Origin of the sequence: Terribacillus sp. DMT04 (assembly GCF_019056395.1) — a bacterium.
Taxonomy (GTDB): Bacteria; Bacillota; Bacilli; order Bacillales; family Amphibacillaceae; genus Terribacillus; species Terribacillus aidingensis_A.
Genome location: NZ_CP077639.1, coordinates 1,897,479 through 1,923,039 on the forward strand (window position 1 = coordinate 1,897,479; position 25,561 = coordinate 1,923,039).

The window sequence follows — 25,561 nt, forward strand, 5'->3', positions numbered from 1 at the left end:
GAGAAATAGCGGCTATCTTTTCCTATATAAAAGCAAAATCCTGCCCTTTTTGGGCAGGATTAGGAATGTTTGAATTGACCGGCTAGCGTAATCAGTTCTTTCGCATGTTCTTTTGTTTTCTCTGTCAGTACCGTTCCTGTCATCATTCTGCTGATTTCCTCAACAGCCGCATCCTGTACGAGTTCTGTTACAGATGTATGCGTACTATTATTTTCTACATGCTTTTCAATTAGCAAATGAGAATCAGCCATAGAAGCCACTTGCGGCAAATGCGTAATACAAAGCACTTGAGAACCGACAGAAATGCCGTATATCTTCTCGCCAATTGCTTGTGCGACTCTTCCGCTTACACCAGTGTCAACTTCATCAAAAATGACACTTGTTACACCTTGATGGCGAGAGAAAATTCGCTTCAGCGCAAGCATGATTCGCGATAATTCTCCGCCCGAGGCGACTTTGTGCAGTTCTTTTAGAGGTTCTCCAGGGTTAGTGGATATGTGGAAGACAATTGAGTCAAAACCATCCGCCGTCAATTGAACAGGTTTGCCGTCCATTTCCGGATCACCGGCTGAGCCTGATTTCATCTTTACATGTACATGAAAGCGTGCTTTTTCAAGATACAAATCCTTTAGCTCTTCATGAATTGCCTCCGTTAATTGCGAAGCTGCTTGCACACGCAAGTCATGCAGCTGCTTTGCTTCAAGCAAGGCATCCTCACTCATCTCGGTAATCTGCTGCTCCAGCTGATGCACATGTGAATCACGATTTTGAATTTGATCAATTTCTTCTTCAATACGAGATGCGTATTCTAAAATCTCCTCTACGGAAGAACCGTACTTCTTCTTCAATCGGTTAATTTCATTCAATCGCATTTCAATCTCGTTCAATCGCTCTGGGTTGTAAGACAAACTGTCGAGCTGACTGCTCAGTTGGAATGTTAAGTCCTCGAGCATATAATACTGCTCACTAACTGACTGATGATGCTTCTGAATCTCTTCATCATAGGCGCTTGCTGATTCTAAGCTTGCTAAAGCGTGTCCTACCCAATCTAATCCCTTTTGTTCGCCGTAGAGTGCATTATACGAATCATGGAGTGCTTGATAGATGCGTTCATAATTCATCAGTTTTGTCCGCTCTTCAGTAAGCTGATCGTCTTCACCAGGCTGAAGCGCAGCCTCTTTCAATTCATTGTATTGAAACTGAAGCAAGTCTTGACGCTGTGCCATTTCCTGTTCATTTGTATTCCATTCTTTAAAACGTTTTTTCAATTTTTGAAGTTCTTTGAATTGAAGCGAATACGCTTCCTTCGCTTTGCCAATTGCCTCAGCATTGTATAAATCAAGCAATTCAATATGTCTGTCAGCATCCATTAGTGACTGCGTTTCATGCTGGGTATGAATATCGATTAATGATTTTCCAAACTCACGCAAAATTGCCAACGTCACAAGCTTGCCATTTACACGGCAAATACTTTTTCCACTCGCAGTCATGGTTCTTTCCAGCACAATCATTCCATCATCAATGTCGACACCAAATTGAGCGCCTACAGCATAAATGGGATGGTTCTCGGAATCAATAATAAAAAGACCTTCCAGTTCGGCTTTCTTCTGACCATGACGGATAAACTCAACGGAACCTCTACCGCCGCTTAACAGCTGAACGGCATCAATGACAATAGACTTACCTGCTCCGGTTTCCCCAGTCAGCACTGTAAGTCCTTCCTTAAAATGGATTCGGATGTGATCAATAATCGCAAAATCCTTAATGGAAAGCTCTGTAAGCATTGTATCCCCTCATTTCACTTCCAATTACAACATGGCCAGCAGTTTATCTTTTACAAATTCCGTATCATCTTCGGTACGACAGATAATCAAAATTGTATCGTCACCGCTGATTGTACCAAGAATCTCTTCCCAATCAAGATTATCCAATAATACAGCAAGCGCGTTACCGTTACCGGGAAGCGTTTTTAACACTATAAAATGGCTCGTCGTATCAATACTGACAAACGCGTCCATAATAAGTCGTTTTAATTTCTCCAGCGGATTAAAGCGATTGTCAGCTGGGAGGCTGTATTTATAGGCCCCCTCAAATGTTGGCACCTTCACGAGGTGCAGTTCTTTAATGTCTCGAGAAACGGTAGCTTGCGTTACATTGAATCCCAAATCTTTCAATTGGTCAACTAGATCATCTTGTGTTTCGATATCATAATTTGTAATTAATTCGCGAATTTTAATATGCCGTTGAATTTTACTCATTGTCTTCCTCCATCGTTTCTTCAGATGCGCCCTTTCTTGCAGACAATTGCTGATGCGCATCATCGACGACTGCTTTAATTGCATGTGAGTCAGGATAATGACTGGCAGCATCCCCGTTATGCCATGACAAGTGGACAAGGAATTCGATATTCCCGTCTCCTCCAGTTATTGGCGAAAAGGTTAGATCTTTATACTGAAATCCAAGCGATTCACTAAATTTCAATGTATCTTCCAATACGTCCAAATGAACATTGCGATCCCGCACGATTCCTTTTCGTCCTACTTGGTCACGTCCAGCCTCAAATTGAGGTTTAATCAGCGCCACGATATCACTTCCAGGAGCAAGAATTTCTTTTAACGCAGGCAAAATTAATCGCAACGAAATAAATGAAACATCTATTGAAGCAAAGTTCGGAAGCCCTTCTGTCAGCATATCAGGTGTTACATAACGAAAGTTCGTCCGTTCCATTACGACAACTCGCGGATCATTTCGGAGTTTCCAATCAAGCTGGTTGTAGCCGACATCTATTGCATAACTGCGCGCAGCACCTCGCTGTAAAGCACAATCTGTAAACCCACCTGTAGACGATCCAATGTCAACCATCGTCCGGTCTTCCACATTAATACCGAAATAATCTAATGCTTTCTCCAGCTTCAATCCGCCTCGGCCAACGTAAGGAATAACTTTGCCCTTAACAGTCAGCTCCGCCGTATCATCCACTTTCACGCCAGGTTTATCAAGACGAACTTGACCGGAATAAACGAGTCCGGCCATAATCGTTCGTTTTGCTTTTTCTCTTGTTTCAATAAGTCCTCTCTCAACGAGGAGTACATCCAATCTCACTTTTGCCATTCACTCAAGCCCTTTGCTGTTCATTCAATCGTATCATTTGGCGCACTTTGTCCGTTACGCCTTCTTTTGTAAGACCAATTTCCGCCATTTGCTCTGGCACACTGCCATGCTCTACAAAATAGTCTGGTACTCCCATTCTTCTCACAGAAGCGGTATTATAACCGTGTTCTTCGGCAAATTCCATGACACCGCTGCCGAATCCGCCTTTTAAGACAGCTTCTTCAATCGTTAAAACAGGTAGGCCAGATGCGAAAATCTCATGCAGCATAGCTTCGTCCATCGGTTTAATAAACCGTGCATTCACAACGCGTACGGAAATATTATCTTCAGCTAATGATGCACTTGCTTCCTGCGCAAGTGGAATGGTTGTTCCAAACGTTAGAATTACTGCATCTGTTCCTTCTTGCAGCACTTCCCAGCTTCCAATCGGCAAAATATGCGTTTCTTCGTCCATCTCGACACCAAGGCCATTTCCTCTAGGGTAGCGCAACGCAATCGGTCCATCTTCATGACTTAATGCGGTATGCACCATATGCTGCGCTTCATTTTCGTCTTTTGGCATCATAATGGTAAAGTTCGGCATCGCACGAAGGAAGGAAATATCATATACACCTTGATGTGTTTCCCCATCTGCTCCAACAAAGCCAGCTCGGTCAATTCCAACGAATACATTGAGATTTTGTCTCGCTATATCATGCAGCAGCTGGTCATATGCCCGCTGCAGGAAAGTGGAGTAAATAGCCAAGAAAGGTTTAACACCTTGAGCAGCCATTCCAGCGGCCATTGTTGTTGCGTGCTGTTCTGCAATTCCGACATCAAATAAGCGATCCGGCATTTCACGCTTAAAGTTGTCCAGCTTCGATCCGAGAATCATGGCTGGAGTGATAACGGCAATCCGCTTATCTTCTCGTGCTTTTTCCAATACAGCCTCGCTAATAACTTTACTCCACGCCGGAGCTGCTCCGCTGCTTTTAATCTTCTCACCAGATTCAATTTTGTAAGGACCGACACCATGCCAATTGTCAGTTGTGTCCAATTCAGCTGGCTGATACCCTTTTCCTTTTTGCGTTACAACATGGATAATCTTCGGACCATTCGTTTTCTTTGCGTAGTTGATTGTTTCTTCTAAATCGCGCAGATCGTGCCCGTCGACTGGTCCAAAATAAGTAAAGCCGAGTTCCTCAAAGAACATGCCAGGAACCATAAAGTATTTCATGCTGTCCTTCATCCGTTCTGCGGCAGTTGCGAGTTTTCCGCCAACCGCAGGAATGCGCTTCAGCAATGTCTCCATTTCATCTTTTGCTCGATTATATTTACCGGCACTGCGCATTCTGCCAAGCACATGATGCAGCGCACCAACATTATTCGCAATTGACATTTCATTATCATTTAAAATAACAGTGATGTTCTTTTTCTCATCACCAATATTGTTTAATGCTTCTAGTGCCATACCACCTGTTAAGGCGCCATCTCCAATAACCGGCACCACTTCAAACTTTTCGTTCATCATGTCGCGAGCGGCAGCCATACCCATTGCAGCAGAAAGCGACGTCGAGCTGTGACCAGTTTCCCAAACATCGTGCTCGCTCTCAATTCGTTTTGGAAAACCGCACATGCCTTTATATTGGCGAAGCGTATCAAAGTCAGCCGTTCTCCCTGTTAAGATCTTATGGATATACGCTTGATGTCCTACATCCCAAATAAATTTATCTTGCGGGCTGTTGTATGCTTTATGCAATGCGAGCGTAAGTTCCACTACCCCAAGGTTCGCTCCGAGATGCCCTCCTGTAGTTGACAGCTTCTCAATCAGGAACTTCCGGATTGAAGCTGCAAGGTCCTTAAGCTCTTCATTCGACATTTCCTTTAAGAATGCCGGATTTTTAATTGCTGTTAAATCCATATTACCTTCCCCTTTTGTCACCGGCCAGATCAGCCCTGACAGCATAGTATAAATAGGTGCATTTCTCTCGCCGGATGAAGAAATCATTCCTGTAGGTCTATACCCTGTTTTTATCTTCCCTACTTCAATTTCAGACAATTTCTGCACTTTTTGCCGTACGGGAGCTTATCAAAAAGAAGCCGCTAGCACATATGTGATAACGGCGTTTTCTATGTTCGTTCGTATCAGTTTTGTCCTATATTCCTAGTAGAAATATATCACAATATGCTAGCGGCTTACAATCAATAACAGTCAGCTCGACCTTTTACTGAGGTAAACAGTCAACTCCTGCAATCTGGACGCCTCAATGTTCGCTTCCAGCAGACATTGATGTGCCAGCTCAACGTATTTGTTCATCTGCGCCTTCGCTCCATCCAGTCCAAGCAGTTTTGGATACGTGCTTTTGTTGTTTCCTTCATCACTGCCGACAGGCTTGCCTATAACGGCGGCATCGCCCGTCACATCCAAAATATCATCTTGCACTTGGAATATGAGGCCAATATACTTACCGAACTTTTTCATCAGCTCCAATGTTTCGTGCCCAGCGCCAGCACAATAAGCTCCGGCAACAATCGCATATGTTAATAACTTGCCCGTTTTCAGATTATGTATTTGCTCTAATTCCTGCAATGTGCTTTCTTTGTCCTCCGCTTCCATATCCAATGACTGACCAGCAATCATGCCAATAGAACCAGCGGCTTCCGACAAATAAGTCATAAGGTATACTTTCTCTTCTGGCTGCAATTCCTTTGCTTGTCCAATAACAGAGAAACTTCTTGTAAGCAATGCATCACCTGCAAGAATAGCAGTCGCTTCGCCGAATTTTTTATGATTGGTCAGCTGTCCGCGTCGGTAATCATCATTATCCATAGCCGGCAAATCATCGTGAATTAACGAATAAGTGTGTACCATTTCTAAAGCAGCAGCAACAGGAAGCGCCTTCTCCCCTTGCCCGCCAAAAGATTCGTACGATGCCTGCATTAAAATTGGACGCAGACGTTTGCCGCCAGCACGCATGCTGTAAAGTACAGACTCTGATAGCGACGGTGGAAGCATAGCGTCATTTGCGAGCAATTCCAGGACATAGCTATTCACACGCTGCTGTTCTGATGTAAGGTAATCCTGCAACGATTCAACCACTTATTCTTCCTCCTGTACCGTGAAAGGCTCCGTTTCGCCGCTGTTGTTCACAATTTCGACCATCTGCTTTTCAACTTGCTCGAGCTTATCACCGCAGATTTTGGATAATTTCATACCTTCTTGGTAGAAGCCGATCGCTTGCTCAAGCGGCACATCTCCCTGCTCCAGCTTGCCTACAATTTCTTCCAGTTGTTCCATCGCTTCTTCAAAGCTCTGTTTTTTCTCCTCAGCCATTTGTATCCTCCTTTACATCCTTGACGATACAATCTATCGTGCCATCAGCAAGATGGATTTGCACATCATCGCCTGTCGTAACCTGCTCTACACTTTTTAAGAGCGTATCCTGCTTATAGGAAATACTATACCCACGTTTCATTGTCTCAAGCGGGTTTAGTAAAGAAAGCTTATTAAGCTGGTGAACAAACTTCTGCTGTTCACGCTCATGCTGTTTTCCCATTGCTTGTCGCAGTCGGTGCTCAAGAGCATCCAGCTGCTGTCTATATCTTTCTGCCTGTCTGCCAGGATGAACGAGACTGAGCCGATTTGCCAATGTGGTAAAACGCTGTTTCCCAGCAGATACTGCTGCTATTCCTGATCTGCTTAATCGATCAGACAGCTTGTCCAGTTCGATTTCCTTCTGTCTGAGCATTTGTTCTGGATAACGGAAAGCATACGATGCCTTTATTTTTGCCAGCCTGTTTGCTTCTTGTCTATAGGACTGCCGTACAACATATTGCATTCTGTTTTTTAGCTGCGTTAAACGATGCAGCAGCTCCTCACGAGCTGGCACTGCCATTTCAGCGGCACCAGTCGGTGTTGCTGCCCGAACATCAGCTACAAAATCACTAATAGTGAAATCTGTCTCATGACCAACGGCTGAAATGATTGGAATGCTGACTTTATGTATGGCACGTGCTACGCTCTCCTCGTTAAAGCTCCAAAGTTCCTCAATCGAACCGCCGCCTCTGCCTATAATCAGAACATCGAAGTTATGATTTTCCGCGTAAGACAGAGCTTGTACAAGAGAAGGCGCCGAACGCTCCCCTTGCACAGCTACTGGCAGCACCGTCACTTTTACTATCGGATAGCGCCGTCTGATTGTGGTTAGTATATCTCGAACCGCCGCACCTGTTGGAGAAGTAATAACTCCAATATGCTCAGGATAAGCAGGCAGAGGCTTTTTATGGACAGCAGAAAACAAGCCTTCCTTATCGAGCTTTTCTTTCAGCTGCTCATATGCTTGATACAATGCCCCTACCCCATCAGGTTCCATATGCTGAATATACAGCTGATATTGCCCTTGCGGTTCATACAGCCCTATCTCAGCACGAATTAACACGGTCATCCCGTTTTCTGGAGTAAATTTAAGTCCTTTATTTTGGCCAGCAAACATAACAGACTGAATGCGAGCACCATCATCTTTTAAAGTCATATACATATGCCCGCGGCTGTGATGCTTAAAGTTAGATATCTCAGCACGCAGCCAAATGTCCTTTAAATGCTTGTCCGTTTCCAGCTTTCGCTTCATGTAGCGGGTTAGCGCAGTTACGGTCAAATAACGGTCATCACTCATACTTCGAGCTCCTTATACGACTGCAGCTGCTTGACGTCTAGCCGCTTTAATTGTGTTAAGCATCAGCATTGTAATTGTCATCGGGCCTACACCGCCAGGGACAGGTGTAATAATAGAAGCAACTTCCTTGGCATTTTCAAAGTCGACATCTCCTGTCAGCTTGCCTGCTGCATTACGATTGACACCCACATCAATTACGATAGCGCCTTCTCTGATATCTTCCGCTTTAATCATATGCTCACGGCCGACTGCAACAATAAGAATGTCTGCTTGCTTGGTAAAATGTCTAAGATCAGGTGTTCGAGAGTGCGTATGAATCACAGTTGCATGTTCATTCAGAAGCAGCTGGCCAATTGGCTTGCCGACAATATTGCTGCGGCCAACGATGACAGCTGTTTTGCCAGCGATTTGAACATCCTTGGATCTTAACATCTGTATGATTCCGTACGGCGTACAAGGATAGTATGTATCTTCTCCCAACATCATCTTTCCAACATTCGCAGGATGAAAACCATCCACATCTTTTTCAGGATCAATGCTGTCAATAACTGCTTGCTCGTCAATATGTGCTGGAAGCGGCAGCTGAACAAGGATACCATTCACCTTCGCATCAAGATTTAAACGCTCGATTAAAGCCAATAGCTCTGTCTGTGTCGTTGAGCTTGGCAGCTCGATTAGATCAGAACTAATGCCGATTTCCGCTGAAGCTTTTTCTTTTCCTCTTACGTAAGATCTGGAGGCAGGATCGTCTCCAACTAAAACCACGGTTAAATGAGGCAGAATATCTTGTTCTCTTAGTGCTGCCGCGTCCTCTTTCAATTCTTTCCGAATCGTTGCTGCAAGTTCTTTTCCATAGATTAATTCTGCTGTCATTATGTATCCGCTCCCTTTAGCTTTTAATAATTCTGGATAGTACCCCATTGACAAATTTCCCGGATTTTTCATCGCCGAATAAATTCGTCACTTCAATTGCTTCATTGATGACAACGCCTTGCGGGACATCTTCATGATGCATTAGCTCATACACAGCAATTCGCAATGCTGTCTTCTCAACACTTGCAAGCCGATCGAATGACCAATTCTGCAAATGTTCGCTGATTTTTGTGTCGATTTCTGTTTGATGCTCGATTACACCATTAATTAAATTTGTCAGGAAAGCATCTTTTAACGGCTCTCCCATCACATTTTCCACTGCCTCACCCGGCTGGATATCATTCATGTCCATTTGAAAAAGGACTTGAAAGGCAGTTTCACGTGCCATACGTCGTTTCATAATCTATCTCCTTTTAACTCATCTCATCAAATCATAACATGACACATATCTTAAAATCTATCCTTGAACAAAAGAAAAGACCTAAGCATAGCCAGCTAAGGTCTTTTCCAGCGATTTCAGTCTATTCGACAGTGTCCGCTTTTTGTTCAAGTTGTATACCTACAATATGGACGTTGATCTCTTTCGTCGCAAGCGATGTCATTGTCTCCAATGCTTGTCGGATATGCTGCTGGATTTTTTTGGCGACTTCCGGCATTTTGCTAGCAGCACTCACGGCAACATAGACATCAATCAGCACGCCTTGTTCTGTGAGCTCAACTTTAATTCCTTTGCCGTGCGTTTTTCGGCCGAGCTTCTCTGCCACACCTGTAGCAAATCCTCCGCGCATGGAACTGACACCCTTCACTTCACTCGCCGCAATACTTGCAATCACCTCGACAACTGCAGGTGAAAGCATGACATTTCCAAGCTGACCCTTATGTCCGATTGATACGAAAGAATGTTCTTGCAAAGATCTCACATCCTTTAGGTTTTATTATTCTATAATCGTATAATTCTCAAGGAAATTCGTGTTAAAGTCGCCTTCGACGAAGACAGGATGCTCCATCATGCGAGAGTGGAATGGAATAGTTGTATGTACACCTTCCACCACAAACTCGCCTAATGCACGTTTCATTCGAGCGACGGCTTCTTCTCTTGTTTTTCCGTAAGTAATTAGTTTTGCTACCATACTGTCATAGAATGGCGGTATAGAGTATCCAGGATACGCTGCACCGTCTACACGAACGCCATAACCGCCTGGTGTAAGATAAAGATCGATCTTACCTGGTGACGGCATGAAATTCTTGAAAGGATTCTCCGCATTTATACGGCATTCAATTGCCCAGCCTTCAAACGTAATATCTTCTTGCGCATAGCGAAGCGGTTCGTTATTTGCAATATGGATTTGTTCCTTGATCAAATCCACTCCTGTTACAAGCTCTGTAACTGGGTGCTCTACTTGAATACGTGTATTCATTTCCATGAAGTAGAATGTACGCTCTTTGCGATCAAAGATAAATTCAATTGTACCTGCTCCAGAATAATCCACAGCAAGGGCAGCTTTCACAGCGGCTTCTCCCATTTTCGCGCGAATATCTTCTGTTACTGCAGGAGACGGTGATTCTTCAATCAGTTTCTGCATACGGCGCTGAATTGTACAATCACGTTCACCTAAGTGAATTGCATTCCCATGGTTATCAGCAAGCACTTGAATCTCTACGTGGCGGAAATCTTCTATGTACTTCTCCAAGTAGACTCCAGGATTACCGAAAGCTGTAGCAGCTTCTTGCTGTGTAACACTTATACCTTTGACAAGTTCTTCTTCCGTACGAGCAATGCGGATACCTTTACCGCCGCCGCCTGCTGTTGCCTTAATAATCACAGGATAGCCAATCTCTTCAGCAACTTGTTTGCCTTCTTCAGCATCTTCTACAATACCATTTGATCCTGGCACAATCGGTACGCCCGCTGCTCGCATCGTTTCACGCGCAACATCTTTCGTCCCCATTTTGTTAATAGCATAAGCACTTGGACCAACGAATGTAATATTACATTCTGCACAAAGCTCTGCAAAATCTGGGTTCTCTGCTAAGAAACCGTATCCAGGATGAATTGCATCTACGCCAGTTAACGTCGCCACGCTAATGATATTGGAAAAGTTTAAGTAACTGTCTTTACTAGGTGCCGGCCCTACACAAAATGCTTCATCAGCCAGCTGTACATGTAATGCTTCTCTATCTGCCTCCGAGAAGATCGCCACTGTCTCAATGCCCATTTCCTTACAGGCACGAATAATTCGAACAGCAATTTCTCCACGGTTAGCAATCAGTAGTTTCTTAATCAAAACAAGTCAACCCCTTAGTTAGCCTTCACTCTGAACAGAGGTTGTCCATACTCAACAAGCTCTCCATTCTCTGCAAGTACTTCAACGATTTCACCAGTTACATCCGCTGTGATTTCATTGAATAGTTTCATTGCTTCTACAATACATACAACCGTTTCTTTTTCCACTCGGTCACCGACTTTAATAAAGTCCTCAGAGTCAGGATTCGGTTTGCTGTAGAATGTACCTACCATCAAAGATGTGATTTCGTAATCGTAATTTTTAGCAGCTGCTTCCGGTACCGGAGCTGGTGCTGTCTGCTGTTCTTGCTGTGCTGGAGCAACAGGAGCTTGCGGCGCGTTCATTACTTGCTGCGGCGCTTGCTGTGTCACCTGCACAACTTCTTCTTTCAGTTTGCGAAGGGAGACCTTTTCCCCTTCTGTTTCATAATCGAATTCATCTATGGATGATTGGTCAATTAACGTAATAAGTTCTTTTAATTCTTCTAATTTAAGCATTTTGGCACTCCTTTACAATAGTCCTTCATGATAAGTCTGCAAGTTAATCACTAACATATTTTACGCAAACGTCTAAAAAAGCGCAACACCTAACGCTTTTAGCTGGAGGAGGCAGGCTGATCCTTGTGGTTCTGAAGAGCAGCGTAAAAACCTTTTTCCTGCAGCAGCTGTGCGTGATTTCCCCGTTCTTTAATCTTACCATCTTCGAGTACAAAAATTGTATCAGCTTGTTCAATTGTATTAAGACGATGAGCGACAACAATACTGGTCCGACCCCTCATTAATGTCTCCATCGCTTGCTGAATTCGTAATTCAGTAATCGTATCAATACTGGATGTCGCCTCGTCCAGCAGCAGTATATCCGGGTCTCGGAGCAGCGCTTTGGCAATGGAAAGGAGCTGACGCTGACCTTGACTGAGACCGCCGCCATCCTGCCCTATAAGTGTTTGATAACCATCCGGCAGCCGGGAGATGAATCGATGGGCATTCGCCTGCTCGGCAGCCTGGATTACTTCTTCGTCTGTTGCTTCTAACTTGCCATAGCGGATGTTTTCCATAATCGTTCCCTTAAATAGAAAATCCTGCTGCAGCACCACGCCAATATGATGACGGTAGCTGTTTAAATCAATAGCAGACAGCTCTTTTCCATCAATGATTACTTGGCCGTTATCTGGCTGATAGAAACCTGCAATCAAGTTCATAATTGTCGTTTTTCCGGAACCAGTGGGACCGACAAATGCGGCCATTTCTCCCGAACGAATCGTAAAGCTAACATCTCTTAATGCTGGTTCACCTTCATAGGCAAATGTGACATGATTAAAGCTGATATTTCCTTGCAGCTTGGTTATTGTTTGTTTCGACACGTCCTGATGTTCTTCCTGCTCATCTAAAATACCAAATACGCGTTCCGCACCAGCAAGGGCTGAGAACAACGAATTGAATTGGTTAGCGAGTTCATTTAACGGACGAGTAAACTGCCTGGAATATTCCAAAAAGATGACGACCGTTCCTACGGTTATTCCCGCTTGGTTGTATCCAATCAAAAGTGCACCAATACCGGCAATAACGGCAAAACTGATATTATTCAGCATGTTCATCCACTTTGGTATAAATCCAGAAAATGTCTGCGCCCAAAAGCCGGCCTGCTGAAGGTTCTCCGTTTTCTTCCTAAAACTGTCAATCACTTGCTGTTCCTGCGCATATGCCTTTATAACGGCCTGTCCGGATAAGCTTTCTTCCGCATACCCATTCACGCTGCTAACTGCCTCCTGCTGCGCGCGGAAAGCGTGTCTTGTCCTGTTTGTAATCCATTTGATTCCGACAAACATAATTGGCACTACTAATACTGTCACAATCGTTAAAACAGGACTCAGAACGAGCATAACAGATAGAATACCAACAAACGTAATTATACTGGACACAATCTGCACCATTGAGGTATTGAGTGTTGTTGATATATTATCTACATCATTTGTCATTCGACTCATCAATTCACCATGCTGCCTTTTATCAAAGAAAGCTAGTTTCAGCTTCTGCAAATGTTTGAATAAGTCTTTTCGGATAGAGAAAACGGCTGTCTGCGATATGGTAATCATCCAATAACCTTGAAGAAAAGTCATCACTGCTACAGCTGAATATAAGAGCAGCAGCCACCCTAATTGCTGCAAAAGATAACGCACCGTAAAAGTTCCGCTGACAAACTGATCAACAATATGGCCCAGAATAACCGGGCCAACCAATGTCAGAACAGAGGTTAGAAGAATCATACAAAGTGTAGCAAGAAGCAGCTTTTTTTCCAGCAGCATATACTTCCAAATTCGAAGAAGTGTTGCTTTTGGATTCTCTACTTTCGCTCTTTGTTTTTGTTTATTTTCGATGTAAGTTGGTCGTTTATACCGAAACGCAGCTAAAATATTTTTCATGATGACGCCTCCCTTTGCTGCTGAGAAGCTTGAATTGCGCGAAACAGCGCAGATTGTTCCATCAATTCATCTGCTGTACCGAATGCGGTCTTTTTGCCGTCTTCCACAATCAAAATACGGTCACACTGCATGGCAGTGCTTAATTTCTGTGTGACAAGCACTGTTGTACAATGATACCGCTTCAATGCCTGAAGTAATCTGCGCTCCGTGTCCAGGTCGAGCGCACTTGTACTATCATCCAGCAGCAGCAGCGACGGCTGCAAGACAAGTGCTCTGGCAATTGTTAACCGCTGTTTCTGCCCGCCAGATAGATTAATGCCATTCTGACCGAGCTTTGTATCCAGCTTATCCGGAAGTTTTTCAATCGTTTCATAAAGCTGCGCATTTTTGGCAGCAGAAATAATTGCTTCATCGCTGGCATTTTCCATCCCCCACGCAATATTCTCCCGAATCGTTCCGGAAAAGAGCTGTACATCTTGTGATACAAAGCCGATTTGCTGGCGCAGACTCCTCATATCCTCGCTTCGCACCGGCTTTCCGTCTGCCAGCACCTGCCCTTGATCTGGTTCAAACAACCCAATGAGCAAATGCAAAAGTGTCGATTTACCAGAACCCGTTTCTCCGAGTATGGCAATACGCTCGCCCGCACAGATATGAAGTGTGAAATCATCGATAATCGACTGTTTCCCATTCGGGTACGTGTATGTTACATGATCAAGTGCTATTTCGCCGCGGAAAGGCGGCTTTTCAGTAACGGTTTCTTCTTGCGCCTGCAATGTCAAAACTTCGCTAATACGGGAAGTGGATGCTTTTGCTCTTGCGTAAAACGTAATCAGCATCCCAACGACGCTTAAAGCACCAGTAATTCGTGTTGCATAATTCACGACAGCGACAATATCCCCAACATCTGTCTGCTGGCGGATACCCCCGATATATAAAATGATAAGAATGGCTATATTCATGACTAATGTGAGCAGCGGTACGGACAACTGCGTATAACGAAACGCACGAAGCATATTCTGCCGCAGCTGATTGCTGGCAGTTTCAAAACGTTTTTGCTCATGTTCTTCCCGTACAAAAATCCGAATAAGTCGCAGCCCTGCTAGGTTTTCACGCATCACGTGATTAACCTGGTCTACGCCTCGCTGGACAATACCAAAATAGCGAATACTTTTTTTCATAATAAAACGGAGAAAAACGAGCAGTGTTGGAATCGCAATCAGTAAAATGAGCGCAAGGCGAGCATTCACAACAAAAGCCATAATTGTTCCGCCAACAATCAAAAATGGAGCTCTGATCATAAACCGGAAGAACATGACCAGTGTAAGCTGTATTTGATTTACATCATTCGTCAGTCTCGTCAAAAGCGTACTCGTACCAAAGCGCTGTGTTTCTTGCAGCTCCGCTTGCTGGATTTTTTTATACATCTCGTCGCGCAAGTTTTTGCCAAAGCTTTGGCCCAAATGATCGGCCAGAAATATATTTACAATGCCTGCTCCAAAGCCGATTAAAGCTATTGCTACCATCCCCATACCAAGCTCGATAACAAGCTGATTATCTCCAGCAGTTATTCCATCATCGATAAGCAATTGCAATAAAAACGGCTGCAGAAGCTCAACAGACAGTTCGATGAGGATAAAGAACAACGATATGCTTATAAGAAGCCAATAAGGCCGTAGATAACTAAAAACTGTTTTCACTGTTTTTCCTTCTCCCTGCTTATGTATAACCTGCTGCTATTCATACCCTAGCATACCACCACTTTAAACAAAATCGTACTAAACAGATTCTTGAGTGAGATATGCTTTTATTACACAAAAAACTCGAACTTATGCAGATTCTAGTAAAAGAATCACATACTGTTCGAGTCTTTGGGACTGCAGCTAATTCATTTCATTCCTGCTTACTTTTGCGGGATATACTTCACATCCACTTGCGCACCGCTAAATTCATCTGCAGCCATTTGCATGATGCTGTTAGCTTCTTGTGCAGAAAGTTTGTCAGCTTTAACTGTGATTTGTACGTGATCTTCTTGTGCACGAACTAAAACTTCCTCAAATCCTTTTTCAGCTATAATGGACTCTTCCAAAATCGATTCTTTTGATGCGAATTGTTCCATCAGCTCAATTTGGCTGACTGCTTCATTCTTTTCTTCTGTGCTAGTCGAGGAGCTTGCAACAATTTCTTCGAGTCTTGTTTTTGCTTCACTTCGCTGATCCGTTGTCTCCATTCGGATGCTGGCAAAAAGTTCATCCACATTGGCAGGCTCTGTTGTTACATCTGCTTCACTTTTTTCACCTGTATCAGGTTTTTCCCCAGAATCACCTGAAGTGGTGCTTGTCCCATTTTCTTCTGCACTGTCATTGATAAAAGCAAGCTCATCCCCGTTTGGTGAAGTCATGTAATAAACACTCAATACGATTAGCAAGCTCAGCATTGTTAATAACCACACTGTTTGTTTTTTCAACATCCCAATTCCCCCTTAGTTTTTCGGCATTACCGAAATTCGATGCGTTGGTACATCCAGCACGCGCGATACTGCCTCGATTACCCATTCTTGTACAGTCGATTTCTCAGCGCCTTTCGCAACAACAAGCACGCCTCTTACTTCAGGTTTTCTTGTTTCAACGAGCAGCGGCACCTCTTGGTCTCCTTGTCTGACAAGGACGACTTGCTGTTCTTCGTTTTCATCCTCGACGACACGCTCTCCGCCATTTTGATCGGTTTCTTCAGAAGTTTGCTGACCAATAATTAAATTCTTTTCGTACACTTTCTTATGGGTGCTGTTCAAGTTCACCATCACTTCCACTTCGGAAACCCCTTTTATTTTTTCCAATAAACCGATTAAATCTTGCTCATAAGCAGCCTCCAAATCAGATGCGGAACCAGAAGATTTTTTTTCTTTCTTAGCAAATGTTTCTTCTGACTCTGCTGGTGTTGTCGGGGCTTGCTGCTGGGCTGCCGGGCCAGTCTGGCTCTTCTGTTCGGTAAATAATCCGCTAACTAACAGAAGCAATGTACCAAGAAGTCCAACAATTACGAGATAGCCAAGTTTGGTCGGTTTCTTATTCTGGGAATCCTTCAGCTTCCATTGATTAGATAGCTTGTCTAGTAGTTTTTTCATCCTGTCCCCCCTTTTTGGGTGACCTCAAGCGGCAGATTCTCAAGCTCCCAGAGTTCAGATAAATAAGATTTCACTCTTTCCATATCCTCTGTTTGTTTGTCATCCTCAATCGGGCTGGAACTGTCGATGACGACATCACGAATGTCCCCCTCTGGCATCTCCTGACCGGAATCCTGCACCGTTACTGTGATAGATTCAATTGCTTCAGCCGTTTCTTCATTCTCCCCCTCCTTAAAGGCAACTGCGATGTCTGTAATTTGCATTTGGAATTTTTCTTGCAGTGTTTGATTTGCTTGGTCCTTTAATTGGACAGCCATCTGTTCTTCAATATATGCACGCTGTGCAGAATCTATTTCACTTTTCTTCTCTTCAATCGAATTTTCTAAGGAAGGCGTCTCTGTTAATGCAGCAAACCCGGACATAGCCTCTTGCACAGCTTTTGTAGAGTCAACCTGGAAAATAGCGAAAACAGGCTTCATGAAGATTAAGAGCAAAATAAGCCCCATTACTAACTTTGTGTACTTTCGTATATCGGTATCCGGCATAACCATGTCCAGCACAATCGCAAGGAGGATGAACAGGATGATCTGCATCACCCAGGATTGTAAAGCTTCCAAGTGACCAGCTCCTATCTCAGCATTAATGTGACATTGCTTGAAGCAACGATGATGACGATTGCAATGAAAAACATAAAAGCAACGACGAGCAAGCAAGCGAAAATGTAAAGAATGAATTTACTCATCACCTGCATTGATTTAATAATTGGTCCGTCACCGAGCGGCTGCAGCAAAGCGGCCGCTAGTTTATAAATCAATGCAATGGCGAGTATTTTAATTGCCGGAAATAATGCGATAGCCAAGACAATCAGCACACCAACGATGCCAATCGCATTTTTCAGGAGCAGTGATGCACTGAGTACCGTATCCGTTGCGTCTGTGAACATCCGACCAATGACAGGAATAAAATTCCCTGTCACAAATTTAGCAGTCTTCATGGCAACGCCGTCCTGAACTGCTGTTACTGCTCCTTGCACAGAAATAACGCCAAGAAAGACGGAGAAAAAGATGCCCAGCAGCCAAAGTGCGATGTTCTTCAATAAATCAGCAAGCTGGGTAACTGGGTATTCTTTGTTAATGGTACTCACCAGATGTAAGAGCGCGCTCATGAGGAACAGCGGAATGATGACTTTGGCAATCAACAGACCGCTTGCGTGGATGAGAAAAACAATGATGGGATGAAAAAAGGCTACAGCAGTTAAGCTTCCAAAGGATGCCATTAATCCGAGCAGCAATGGAATAAGCGCAAGCATAAAGTCGCTCATTCCGTTAATTGCTTCCATGGCGTAATTTACCGATAAACGGAAGCTATTCAATAAAAGTGTCAGCAAGACCATGCTCACAATCAGATACGCAACCTTACTGATGGATCCTTTATTAAAAGCTGTTTGTATGGTTTGCAAAATACTGCTGAACAAAGAGAGCAGTATTAAAGTGCCTAACAGCTTGCCATTGAGCAGTAATTCATATAAAAGATATTCGAAAAGCCCTTTCAGCCAAGACTCAATCGACAAGTCTCCCTGGTTCTGGATGAATTCGAGCAATGACCCTTTTTCCAACTCTGGAATATAATCGCCATACTTATCTGACAGCATCTCCCAATAACCAGTTAATTCTTCTGTGGGAAGGTTTTCAAATGCGGTAATGGCAGCCTGTTCCTCTTCCGGCTGATTCATTTGGGCAACAACGGATGCCGGAAAAAAAAATAAGGTCAGCATAACGAAAAAGACTACCAAGCAGCGTTTCAACGTATCCAGCTCCTTATCCGCCCGGCATAAAATGCAGGATCGTCTCGATGACTGCTGTCAGAATCGGTATGGCCACCGTAATGATAATAATCTTACCGGCAAGCTCTATTTTGGCAGCAATCGCCGACAATCCGGCATCTCGAGTTAAATGTGCTCCGAATTCCGTGATGTAGGCAATGCCGATTATTTTTAATATTGTTTTGATATAAAGACCTTCTACATTTGCTCGTTCGCCCAGCTGTTCAATTAACAACAGAATGCCAGTAATCTTTTGCAGGACGAACAAGAAAATAATGATTCCTGTAACTACGACGACAAAGAAAGCAATTGATGAATTTTGTTCTTTGACAATAAGTGCAAGCAAGCTTGCTACAATGCCGATGGATACGACTATAATAATATCCATTCCGATCGCCTCATCCCTGGAATAAGAACACCGACTTGATTTGCTGGAATAGTTCTGATAATTTCCCTAATACGATGAGCAGAACTAAAATGAATCCCATCAAAGTCGTGAATTGCGCAATTTCTTCCTTCCCCATTTGCTTTAGCACCGTATGGATGATGGCAACGATCATACCAATACCGGCTATTTGGAATAAAATCATTGCTTCTCCGAGCATAACGGCCTTATCCTCCTCTTGTTCAGATGAGCAGCAGCACAATCAGCAGTCCTGTCAGGAAGCCAAGATTCCGCACCATCTTTCCATAACGCTGGTTCACTTCCTCTGAGTCAAGCAGCTCCCGTTCCAAATGTGTTTTTGCCAGCTGGATATGTTTTTGCTGCTGCTCAAAATCATGCTGCCCTAATGTTTGACCGAATTGCAGCCAGATGTCTTTTTCAGCAGGTTTCAATGCTGTGCCATTAATCCAGCTTTCAGTTGTCTCTTCCCAGCAGTCATAAAGCCTGGCAGGCTGCAGCTGCAAATTGTCAGCAAGCAGCCGGAAAAAAGCTCCTATAGGCTTTGGCAGCTGGCCGGCCAATTTATCACTTGCTTCAATAATACTCGTTTGGCTATAAAGAATTTCTGCTTCAAGTACTTGCAAACTGCTAACCAGCTGACGTATTTGTTTTGGCCGCTGTTGCAGCTTCCTGGATAATTCAAAGCCAGTCCACGTGGCAGCAACTAATATTAATAGCGCGCCGATTACCTTCATCTTCGTACACCTTCTAATTCTGCTGTCCGTAAAATTGCTTGTACGACACCAGGCGTCCGATCTTTCTTTAAAATAACAATTCTTTCGAAAATTCCTTGCTCAAATAATGGCCGGAGTGAAGGCCGGCTTCGAATAGCTTCCAAGCTATCACCATGCACACTGCAGACGATTTTCACACCTGCATTTAGTGCCTCCAGTAAGGCTTGTACATCTCGTTCACTGCCAATTTCGTCTGCTATAATGACATCTGGCGACATAGAGCGAATGAGCATCATTAACCCTTCTGCTTTCGGGCAAGCATCCATAATGTCCGTTCTTTTGCCTAAATCATGCTGCGGTACGCCGTTGATACTGCCTCCTATTTCGGAGCGCTCATCTACAACAGCTGCCTTCAGTGCAGGATAATGCTGCCAGCCGGTGGATAACGAGCGAACGATATCCCGAAGAATTGTCGTTTTACCGGACTTAGGCGGTCCGATGAGAAGGGTGTGACGGCAATTGCCTGCTGCATCGTAAAGCGCTGGCATAATTGTTTTCGCAGCACCTGGTTTCGCTTTGGCGATTCGAATATTAAAAGATGAGATATGCTTTAGCGCCTTTACCGTGCCTCTTTCGGTATTCACTTGCCCGCTCAGTCCAATTCGGTGCCCCCCTGCAATGGTGATGTATCCTTCCCGCAGTTCATTTTCTAATGCATATAAAGAAAAGTCGCTCAATTGGTTCAGCAAATATCGCGCATCCGCTGCATCCATAATCGGCGCTTCTACCCACTCGGTCTCGTCGTCGAAGCATAACTCAAGCTGCTGACCAGTTCGGCATCGAATCTCTTGCAGCGTGTCCCAGCGACTCCCAATCCTTTCTGACAGCACGGATTGAATAAGCGGCCGAAACAGTTTCTGGATTTCTTTCATTGCTGCTCACCTCAGCTTTGATTGGACAAGTTGCCCATACTGTAATGTATGTGCTGCATAACTGTTTATGCACAAAAAAAAGCCCCTTCCCTTGGGGGGAAGAGGCTTGCTCGCTATTATCCGCGAGATACATATTTACCGTCAGATGTATTAATGATTAATACATCACCTTCGTTAACGAAGAATGGTACTTGTACACTTAAACCAGTTTCAACGATGGCTGGTTTTGTACCGCCGCTTGCTGTATCGCCTTTGATACCCGGTTCTGTTTCTACAACTTTCAATTCAACGTTATTTGGAAGGTCAACACCAAGTGTTTCGCCGCCGAATGTCATCACGCTGATCTCCATGTTCTCTTTCAAGAACTTCAATTCATACTCGATTTGAGCTGTTTGAAGCTCCAGCTGATCAAATGTTTCTGTATCCATGAAGGTATGTGTATCTCCAGAAGAATAGAGATACTGCATATTCTTATGTTCGATATGAGCACGAGATACTTTCTCTCCGGCACGGAAAGTTTTTTCTTGAATGTTACCATTACGCAAGTTACGCAATTTAGAACGTACGAAAGCTGCACCTTTACCAGGTTTTACGTGCTGGAATTCAAGTACCTGCCAAAGACCGTTATCTACTTCGATAGTAAGGCCCGTACGAAAATCGTTTACTGAAATCATTGTTTTCCTCCTTCAAAAACGGCAATTACAAAGTGATTAAATCTTTAGTGGAGAACGTCAGACGCTCGCTGCCATCTGCAGTCAGCACGAGATCATCCTCAATCCGGCAGCCGCCAACTTCCGGTATGTATATACCAGGTTCAACTGTAACGACCATTCCCGGCTTTAATACAGTGTCAGAACGGAAGGACAGCGCCGGTGATTCATGCACATCCATCCCAAGGCCGTGCCCTGTAGAATGCCCGAAGTATTGGCCGTAGCCTTTCTCCGTAATATAATCTCGTGTCAGCGCATCGGCTTCTTTACCAGTTATACCCGGTTTCACGCCTGCTACTCCTCGAAGATTCGCCTCTAGTACTATATCATAAATCTCGCGTAATTTGTCACTTATCTCGCCTACAGCAAAAGTTCGCGTAATATCAGAGCAATAACCATTATATAAAGCACCAAAGTCCAGTGTTACCAATTCACCCTTTTGAATCTCTTTGCCGGACGCCACGCCATGCGGCAGTGCCGAGCGATAACCGGAAGCAACAATTGTATCGAAACTCGACTCTGTTGCACCTTGCTTACGCATAAAGAACTCCAGTTCATTGGATACGTCAATTTCCTTCATGCCTGGTTTGACGAAGGTAAGAATGTGCGTGTACGCAGCATCAGCAATTTCTGCTGCTGTCTTCATAATAGCAAGTTCTGATTCTGACTTAATCAAGCGCAATTCTTCGATCAATCCAGATGCCGGAACCAGTTCAGCTTTCACTGCTTGCTGGAACTGCTGATATAAAGCGAAGGTTACATCTTCATGTTCGAAGCCCACTTGCTGTACACCAGCTTGCTGCAGCTGGTCAGCTGCTTCTTGCACAATGGATTGCTTGTGCTCAATAAGTTCAAAACTCGGCGCCTGTTCCGCTGCCTGCTCCATATAACGGAAATCTGTTATAAACAGCTGTTTTGCCTTTGTAATGACTAACAGCCCCGCACTTCCGGTAAAGCCTGATATGTATCGGCGGTTCTGCGCACTTGTTACGATGAGCGCATCTAAATTTTTCTTTTCCATTAAAGCTCGCAGTTTCTCCAATTTCTCCATCTGTTTCTTCCTCTCCCTTATTTCTCCAGCAATGCTAAGGCTGCATACCGATAGCCTTTAATACCGAGACCGACGATTTGTGCCTTGCATACAGAAGCCAGCATCGAATGATGACGAAACTCCTCACGGGTATGAATATTGGATATATGCACTTCGATTACTGGTACCGGAATACTTGCAATCGCATCTCGAATTGCGATACTCGTATGTGTGTAAGCAGCCGCATTTAAGATGATCCCGCTGCACGTACGGCCAGCTTCTTGGATCTTATCAACCATAGCACCTTCGTGATTGGACTGAAAATCTTCCAGTTCATATCCAAAGTCGTCCGTCACATGTTTTACTTCTGCTACTACATCTTGAAGTGTATGACTTCCATAGATGCCAGGCTCCCTTGTGCCGAGCAAGTTCAAATTGGGTCCATTAATCAACATTAAGCGATTCACTTTCTTCATCCTTTGGTTACATTATTTTAACTTTCACATAGTGTAACACAAGAAGATAGCTTTGTGATTGAAAATTCGAAATGCTTACGTCTTGTCCTGATAGGCTTGGCTTTGCTGGTATTCATAGCTGATGCTGTACCCGATAAACACAGCATAAAGCAAATACAAGCACATTGTCGTGATATTTGCATTTCGGTCTGCATGAAATGCGCTGTCCACTCCATAGATGATTGGAGCAAGTACGATTTGGACAAGCACCCAAAGTGCGACACCGAAAAGAATACTAGGAATAATGCCTTGCGATTTTTTCAGGAAAACGTAATAAAGGAAAGCGACTAGTACGGATAAAATTCCGACAAGCAAAATACTGATTAGTTCTCCTGCCCACGAATCAGCCCATGGCATCCAAATCCATGAACGCAAAACAAAGTCTGCAACCGATAAATCGGTAAAGTGAAAAAAGTAAGCCAGCCAAGCCACTGTTGACCAGAGCACACCGCCAATAAACCCTGTTACCATATCGCTTAAATTAAAACGTGATGCTGCTTTTCGATTTTGCTGCATAAGTCTCACCTCGGTAGGTAGTTTGCCTAAGTTGCGCGTTTTTTATCAGGCTACCTAGTGTTATCTGTATTTTTTTAGTAAAATAGAAGGAAATCGAAACGAGGCTGGTGAAATTATGTCAGATGAACAAACCAATACGTATGGCGGGCAAGCCGTCATCGAAGGTGTCATGTTTGCGGGAAAAAACAGCTTCGTAACAGCCGTTCGCAGAAATGACGACAGTATTGATTATCTAACCGTCGAACGAAAAGAAAATTCGAAATGGACCAAATGGAAAAAGATACCGATTATACGGGGCATCGCAGCAATAATCCATGCCAGCGCTAATGGCACAAAGCATTTAAATTTTTCCTCGGAACGCTATGGTGTTGATCCAGCGGACGATGAAAAAATTGTACCGGAAGAGAAGAAATCCAAGCTCGCAATGGTTATTGGAATTGGAGCAGTAGGCGTGCTTTCCTTTATTTTCGGAAAACTGATTTTTACACTCACACCAGCACTTGTAGCTGACTTTTTCGATAAGTGGCTGCCTTCTCGGTTTGAGCAGGTTGCTTTAGAAGGGTTATTAAAGCTTATCTTGCTGCTTGCTTACGTGTATCTCGTATCACTTACACCTTTGATAAAACGTGTATTTCAATATCATGGTGCAGAGCATAAAGTTATTAACTGTTATGAAAACGGACTTCCGCTAACGGTGGAGAATGTACAAAAACAGTCACGCCTGCATTACCGATGCGGATCAAGCTTTATGCTGTTTACCGTCATTGTCGGTGTTATTGTGTACATGTTTGTTGCGACAGATCCATTATGGTGGCGTATGGTAAACCGTATCATGCTGCTGCCGCTCGTAATTGGGCTATCATTTGAAGTACTGCAGCTGACAAACAAAATGCGCGGTATACCAGTACTGCGGTTTCTTGGCTATCCAGGTCTCTGGCTGCAGATGGTTACAACAAAGGAACCAAAAGATGATCAAGTAGAAGTTGCTTTAGCTTCTTTTAAAAAAGTGCTCGAAAATGATTCTTTACAGGTGAATAGTGGTATAAAGATAGTAAGATAACGAAACCGTGTCGGCAGTCAGACACGGAAAGGAGGAAAATGGGTTGCGTAAATCTGGGTCTTCCATTATTGTTTTTGTACTAGTCGGTTTTGCTGTCATCGGAATCGGCATGCAGCTCGTCACAAATCCAGCTGCATTCTTCCAGAATGTACTCGTTTGGGTTGGAGGTGCAGTACTTTTCGGTGCATTGCTTTATTTCATCCTTACACGCTTACGCGGCCGTTCTACAGGTGGCAGCAGCAGCGATATGCAAAAATATAAGCAAGCTGTGAAGCAATCGAAGCAGAAATACAAGCAGCCAAAAACCGCCCCTGCCAAAAAAACAACCAAATCAGCTGCTTCTATTACGAAAGCATCTGCAGCCCGGAAAAAACGTTCCAGCAAGGATCGTTCTCGTTCACCGCAGCTGCGTGTGATTGAAGGGAATAAGCACAAACGGAAAAAGTCGAGCATCTGATGCCCGACTTTTTTTTATGGCCAACGCTTTAGAAATTGTTCTGCCTTCTGCCGGCCTCCTGCTATTAATTTTTGTTTTTCTAGTGATGAGATTGCAAAATCTGCCATTCCCACTCCTTCTACTGGGATGAAAATGATATCTTTTGCTGTGTCCTGATTGATATGACGCATATCATGTGCTACCTTCATCGTCCTGAACAGCGCATAAAACAAATCTAAAGATTGATGTACTTTCTGAATTGGGTACTTTTGAACTGATTCACTCAGTTTCATTCCTAGAATCGGCCGCTTTCGGCTTCGTTCCTCTCCTTCTAACGTCCAAAGCGGGAAGTTGCTGAGCAGACCTCCATCAAGCAGCAAACTGCGCTTTTTGTTTTTATACAGCAGCTTGCTAGGCATGAAGATGTAAGGAATACCCGCACTCATGCGTATCGCTCGTGCTACCGGAAAACTATCCCCATCAATCCCGTATGTTTCGGCCAGGTCATCAGGAAATACGATCAATCTGCCTAGCGTGACATCCGCTGCAATGACCTTTAACGCTCTCGGCTTTACATCGTGAAACGTATAAACCTGTTTTTTAGCTAATGCTTCATACAACCATCTTTCCAATGCATTTCCCTTATACAGCCCCATTTTAAAATAAAGCGTCAGCCAATTAGCGAACGGAACATACTTTGTCAGTTTAATTGGGTCAGTAAACTTGCTGATATCTGTTTCCTGCAGCAGCTGTTCCATTTCCTTTCCGCTATAGCCTGCTGCCAGCAACCCGGCAACAATGGCTCCAGCAGATGTGCCAGCAATGTTTTCAAATATATAGTCCTCTTCTTCTACCGCTTGCACCGCCCCAATGAAAGCAAATGCCTTTACGCCGCCTCCTGAGAAAACACCGTCTATTTTCATAAGCACACTCCAAGATGACTTTTTACTTATACGT

29 protein-coding genes are annotated in these 25,561 nt (G+C 43.9%); 2 read left to right on the top strand and 27 right to left on the bottom strand.

What is annotated here, in order from left to right; genetic code table 11:
* Window positions 1-59: 59 nt before the first annotated feature.
* The 26 genes from recN to KS242_RS10165 form a co-directional block, all read right to left on the bottom strand.
* Window positions 60-1,784 carry a DNA repair protein RecN gene (gene recN, locus KS242_RS10040; protein WP_217321241.1) on the bottom strand — a complete coding sequence of 575 codons (1,725 nt, stop codon included), beginning with the start codon at window positions 1,782-1,784 and terminating at the stop codon, window positions 60-62.
* Between the two features lie 24 nt (window positions 1,785-1,808).
* Window positions 1,809-2,258 carry a transcriptional regulator AhrC/ArgR gene (ahrC, locus tag KS242_RS10045; RefSeq protein WP_097041361.1) on the bottom strand — a complete coding sequence of 150 codons (450 nt, stop codon included), beginning with the start codon at window positions 2,256-2,258 and terminating at the stop codon, window positions 1,809-1,811.
* Entirely contained in the window at window positions 2,251-3,111 is an 861-nt protein-coding gene (locus KS242_RS10050; protein ID WP_217321242.1) for a TlyA family RNA methyltransferase, read from the bottom strand. Before KS242_RS10050 ends, ahrC begins: the two co-directional genes overlap by 8 nt.
* A gap of 4 nt (window positions 3,112-3,115) precedes the next feature.
* Window positions 3,116-5,011 carry a 1-deoxy-D-xylulose-5-phosphate synthase gene (dxs, locus tag KS242_RS10055; protein ID WP_217321243.1) on the bottom strand — a complete coding sequence of 632 codons (1,896 nt, stop codon included), beginning with the start codon at window positions 5,009-5,011 and terminating at the stop codon, window positions 3,116-3,118.
* Window positions 5,012-5,302: 291 nt separating this feature from the next.
* Window positions 5,303-6,190 carry a polyprenyl synthetase family protein gene (locus tag KS242_RS10060; RefSeq protein WP_254391683.1) on the bottom strand — a complete coding sequence of 296 codons (888 nt, stop codon included), beginning with the start codon at window positions 6,188-6,190 and terminating at the stop codon, window positions 5,303-5,305.
* Window positions 6,191-6,424 carry an exodeoxyribonuclease VII small subunit gene (locus KS242_RS10065; RefSeq protein WP_077308763.1) on the bottom strand — a complete coding sequence of 78 codons (234 nt, stop codon included), beginning with the start codon at window positions 6,422-6,424 and terminating at the stop codon, window positions 6,191-6,193. It abuts the gene before it with no gap.
* Window positions 6,417-7,763, bottom strand: coding sequence for an exodeoxyribonuclease VII large subunit (gene xseA, locus KS242_RS10070; protein WP_217321244.1), 1,347 nt, complete (start codon window positions 7,761-7,763; stop codon window positions 6,417-6,419). Before xseA ends, KS242_RS10065 begins: the two co-directional genes overlap by 8 nt.
* Before the next feature lie 12 nt (window positions 7,764-7,775).
* Window positions 7,776-8,636, bottom strand: a complete 861-nt coding sequence (folD, locus tag KS242_RS10075) for a bifunctional methylenetetrahydrofolate dehydrogenase/methenyltetrahydrofolate cyclohydrolase FolD (RefSeq protein ID WP_217321245.1) — start codon at window positions 8,634-8,636, stop codon at window positions 7,776-7,778.
* Window positions 8,637-8,652: 16 nt separating this feature from the next.
* Entirely contained in the window at window positions 8,653-9,036 is a 384-nt protein-coding gene (gene nusB, locus KS242_RS10080; RefSeq protein ID WP_217321246.1) for a transcription antitermination factor NusB, read from the bottom strand.
* A 121-nt stretch (window positions 9,037-9,157) separates the two neighbouring features.
* Entirely contained in the window at window positions 9,158-9,556 is a 399-nt protein-coding gene (locus KS242_RS10085; protein WP_371747531.1) for an Asp23/Gls24 family envelope stress response protein, read from the bottom strand.
* 15 nt (window positions 9,557-9,571) lie between these two features.
* On the bottom strand, window positions 9,572-10,921 hold the full coding sequence (gene accC, locus KS242_RS10090) for an acetyl-CoA carboxylase biotin carboxylase subunit (RefSeq protein WP_217321248.1): 1,350 nt from the start codon (window positions 10,919-10,921) through the stop codon (window positions 9,572-9,574).
* A gap of 14 nt (window positions 10,922-10,935) precedes the next feature.
* Window positions 10,936-11,418 carry an acetyl-CoA carboxylase biotin carboxyl carrier protein gene (gene accB, locus KS242_RS10095; protein ID WP_217321249.1) on the bottom strand — a complete coding sequence of 161 codons (483 nt, stop codon included), beginning with the start codon at window positions 11,416-11,418 and terminating at the stop codon, window positions 10,936-10,938.
* A gap of 98 nt (window positions 11,419-11,516) precedes the next feature.
* On the bottom strand, window positions 11,517-13,343 hold the full coding sequence (locus KS242_RS10100) for an ABC transporter ATP-binding protein (RefSeq protein ID WP_217324121.1): 1,827 nt from the start codon (window positions 13,341-13,343) through the stop codon (window positions 11,517-11,519).
* Window positions 13,337-15,040, bottom strand: coding sequence for an ABC transporter ATP-binding protein (locus KS242_RS10105; protein WP_217321250.1), 1,704 nt, complete (start codon window positions 15,038-15,040; stop codon window positions 13,337-13,339). Before KS242_RS10105 ends, KS242_RS10100 begins: the two co-directional genes overlap by 7 nt.
* 203 nt (window positions 15,041-15,243) lie before the next feature.
* Window positions 15,244-15,810 (bottom strand): SpoIIIAH-like family protein, encoded by a 567-nt coding sequence (locus tag KS242_RS10110; protein WP_217321251.1) that lies wholly within the window; start codon window positions 15,808-15,810, stop codon window positions 15,244-15,246.
* 12 nt (window positions 15,811-15,822) lie between these two features.
* Complete coding sequence (gene spoIIIAG, locus KS242_RS10115; protein WP_217321252.1) at window positions 15,823-16,464, bottom strand: stage III sporulation protein AG; 642 nt, start codon at window positions 16,462-16,464, stop codon at window positions 15,823-15,825.
* Window positions 16,461-17,081 carry a stage III sporulation protein AF gene (gene spoIIIAF, locus KS242_RS10120; protein ID WP_217321253.1) on the bottom strand — a complete coding sequence of 207 codons (621 nt, stop codon included), beginning with the start codon at window positions 17,079-17,081 and terminating at the stop codon, window positions 16,461-16,463. The genes spoIIIAG and spoIIIAF overlap by 4 nt, the downstream gene beginning before the upstream one ends.
* Before the next feature lie 11 nt (window positions 17,082-17,092).
* The gene (spoIIIAE, locus tag KS242_RS10125) at window positions 17,093-18,268 is read right to left on the bottom strand and encodes a stage III sporulation protein AE (RefSeq protein ID WP_254391684.1); all 1,176 of its coding nucleotides are present in this window, start codon (window positions 18,266-18,268) and stop codon (window positions 17,093-17,095) included.
* A 13-nt stretch (window positions 18,269-18,281) separates the two neighbouring features.
* Window positions 18,282-18,674 (bottom strand): stage III sporulation protein AD, encoded by a 393-nt coding sequence (gene spoIIIAD / locus KS242_RS10130; RefSeq protein WP_077308739.1) that lies wholly within the window; start codon window positions 18,672-18,674, stop codon window positions 18,282-18,284.
* Between the two features lie 10 nt (window positions 18,675-18,684).
* Complete coding sequence (gene spoIIIAC / locus KS242_RS10135; RefSeq protein WP_038561221.1) at window positions 18,685-18,891, bottom strand: stage III sporulation protein AC; 207 nt, start codon at window positions 18,889-18,891, stop codon at window positions 18,685-18,687.
* 22 nt (window positions 18,892-18,913) lie between these two features.
* Entirely contained in the window at window positions 18,914-19,426 is a 513-nt protein-coding gene (gene spoIIIAB / locus KS242_RS10140) for a stage III sporulation protein SpoIIIAB (RefSeq protein ID WP_217321254.1), read from the bottom strand.
* Window positions 19,423-20,337, bottom strand: coding sequence for a stage III sporulation protein AA (spoIIIAA, locus tag KS242_RS10145; RefSeq protein ID WP_217321255.1), 915 nt, complete (start codon window positions 20,335-20,337; stop codon window positions 19,423-19,425). The genes spoIIIAB and spoIIIAA overlap by 4 nt, the downstream gene beginning before the upstream one ends.
* 116 nt (window positions 20,338-20,453) lie before the next feature.
* Entirely contained in the window at window positions 20,454-21,011 is a 558-nt protein-coding gene (gene efp / locus KS242_RS10150) for an elongation factor P (protein WP_077308733.1), read from the bottom strand.
* A gap of 25 nt (window positions 21,012-21,036) precedes the next feature.
* Complete coding sequence (locus KS242_RS10155; RefSeq protein WP_217321256.1) at window positions 21,037-22,098, bottom strand: M24 family metallopeptidase; 1,062 nt, start codon at window positions 22,096-22,098, stop codon at window positions 21,037-21,039.
* 17 nt (window positions 22,099-22,115) lie between these two features.
* Window positions 22,116-22,544, bottom strand: a complete 429-nt coding sequence (gene aroQ, locus KS242_RS10160) for a type II 3-dehydroquinate dehydratase (protein WP_217321257.1) — start codon at window positions 22,542-22,544, stop codon at window positions 22,116-22,118.
* 84 nt (window positions 22,545-22,628) lie between these two features.
* Window positions 22,629-23,108, bottom strand: coding sequence for a YqhR family membrane protein (locus KS242_RS10165; RefSeq protein ID WP_217321258.1), 480 nt, complete (start codon window positions 23,106-23,108; stop codon window positions 22,629-22,631).
* A gap of 115 nt (window positions 23,109-23,223) precedes the next feature.
* On the opposite strand from KS242_RS10165, the gene KS242_RS10170 reads away from it, so the two are divergent.
* Window positions 23,224-24,168, top strand: coding sequence for a DUF1385 domain-containing protein (locus KS242_RS10170; RefSeq protein ID WP_217321259.1), 945 nt, complete (start codon window positions 23,224-23,226; stop codon window positions 24,166-24,168).
* A 43-nt stretch (window positions 24,169-24,211) separates the two neighbouring features.
* A complete protein-coding gene (locus KS242_RS10175) occupies window positions 24,212-24,625 on the top strand; it encodes an SA1362 family protein (RefSeq protein WP_217321260.1) in 414 nt (137 codons plus the stop codon).
* A gap of 14 nt (window positions 24,626-24,639) precedes the next feature.
* Here KS242_RS10175 and KS242_RS10180 read toward each other — a convergent pair whose 3' ends face one another.
* Entirely contained in the window at window positions 24,640-25,527 is an 888-nt protein-coding gene (locus tag KS242_RS10180) for a patatin-like phospholipase family protein (protein WP_217321261.1), read from the bottom strand.
* Window positions 25,528-25,561: the final 34 nt, after the last annotated feature.

Excerpts from the sequence above, each read along its gene's own strand:
- xseA (WP_217321244.1), bottom strand. The coding sequence starts at position 7,763 with ATGAGTGATGACCGTTATTTGACCGTAACTGCGCTAACCCGCTACATG.
- KS242_RS10180 (WP_217321261.1), bottom strand. The coding sequence starts at position 25,527 with ATGAAAATAGACGGTGTTTTCTCAGGAGGCGGCGTAAAGGCATTTGCT.
- folD (WP_217321245.1), bottom strand. The coding sequence starts at position 8,636 with ATGACAGCAGAATTAATCTATGGAAAAGAACTTGCAGCAACGATTCGG.
- dxs (WP_217321243.1), bottom strand. The coding sequence starts at position 5,011 with ATGGATTTAACAGCAATTAAAAATCCGGCATTCTTAAAGGAAATGTCG.
- KS242_RS10065 (WP_077308763.1), bottom strand. The coding sequence starts at position 6,424 with ATGGCTGAGGAGAAAAAACAGAGCTTTGAAGAAGCGATGGAACAACTG.
- KS242_RS10110 (WP_217321251.1), bottom strand. The coding sequence starts at position 15,810 with ATGTTGAAAAAACAAACAGTGTGGTTATTAACAATGCTGAGCTTGCTA.
- KS242_RS10050 (WP_217321242.1), bottom strand. The coding sequence starts at position 3,111 with ATGGCAAAAGTGAGATTGGATGTACTCCTCGTTGAGAGAGGACTTATT.
- KS242_RS10170 (WP_217321259.1), top strand. The coding sequence starts at position 23,224 with ATGTCAGATGAACAAACCAATACGTATGGCGGGCAAGCCGTCATCGAA.
- KS242_RS10165 (WP_217321258.1), bottom strand. The coding sequence starts at position 23,108 with ATGCAGCAAAATCGAAAAGCAGCATCACGTTTTAATTTAAGCGATATG.
- KS242_RS10155 (WP_217321256.1), bottom strand. The coding sequence starts at position 22,098 with ATGGAGAAATTGGAGAAACTGCGAGCTTTAATGGAAAAGAAAAATTTA.
- spoIIIAG (WP_217321252.1), bottom strand. The coding sequence starts at position 16,464 with ATGAAAAAACTACTAGACAAGCTATCTAATCAATGGAAGCTGAAGGAT.
- recN (WP_217321241.1), bottom strand. The coding sequence starts at position 1,784 with ATGCTTACAGAGCTTTCCATTAAGGATTTTGCGATTATTGATCACATC.
- spoIIIAC (WP_038561221.1), bottom strand. The coding sequence starts at position 18,891 with ATGCTCGGAGAAGCAATGATTTTATTCCAAATAGCCGGTATTGGTATG.
- spoIIIAD (WP_077308739.1), bottom strand. The coding sequence starts at position 18,674 with ATGGATATTATTATAGTCGTATCCATCGGCATTGTAGCAAGCTTGCTT.
- accB (WP_217321249.1), bottom strand. The coding sequence starts at position 11,418 with ATGCTTAAATTAGAAGAATTAAAAGAACTTATTACGTTAATTGACCAA.
- ahrC (WP_097041361.1), bottom strand. The coding sequence starts at position 2,258 with ATGAGTAAAATTCAACGGCATATTAAAATTCGCGAATTAATTACAAAT.
- spoIIIAB (WP_217321254.1), bottom strand. The coding sequence starts at position 19,426 with ATGAAGGTAATCGGCGCGCTATTAATATTAGTTGCTGCCACGTGGACT.
- spoIIIAA (WP_217321255.1), bottom strand. The coding sequence starts at position 20,337 with ATGAAAGAAATCCAGAAACTGTTTCGGCCGCTTATTCAATCCGTGCTG.
- nusB (WP_217321246.1), bottom strand. The coding sequence starts at position 9,036 with ATGAAACGACGTATGGCACGTGAAACTGCCTTTCAAGTCCTTTTTCAA.
- efp (WP_077308733.1), bottom strand. The coding sequence starts at position 21,011 with ATGATTTCAGTAAACGATTTTCGTACGGGCCTTACTATCGAAGTAGAT.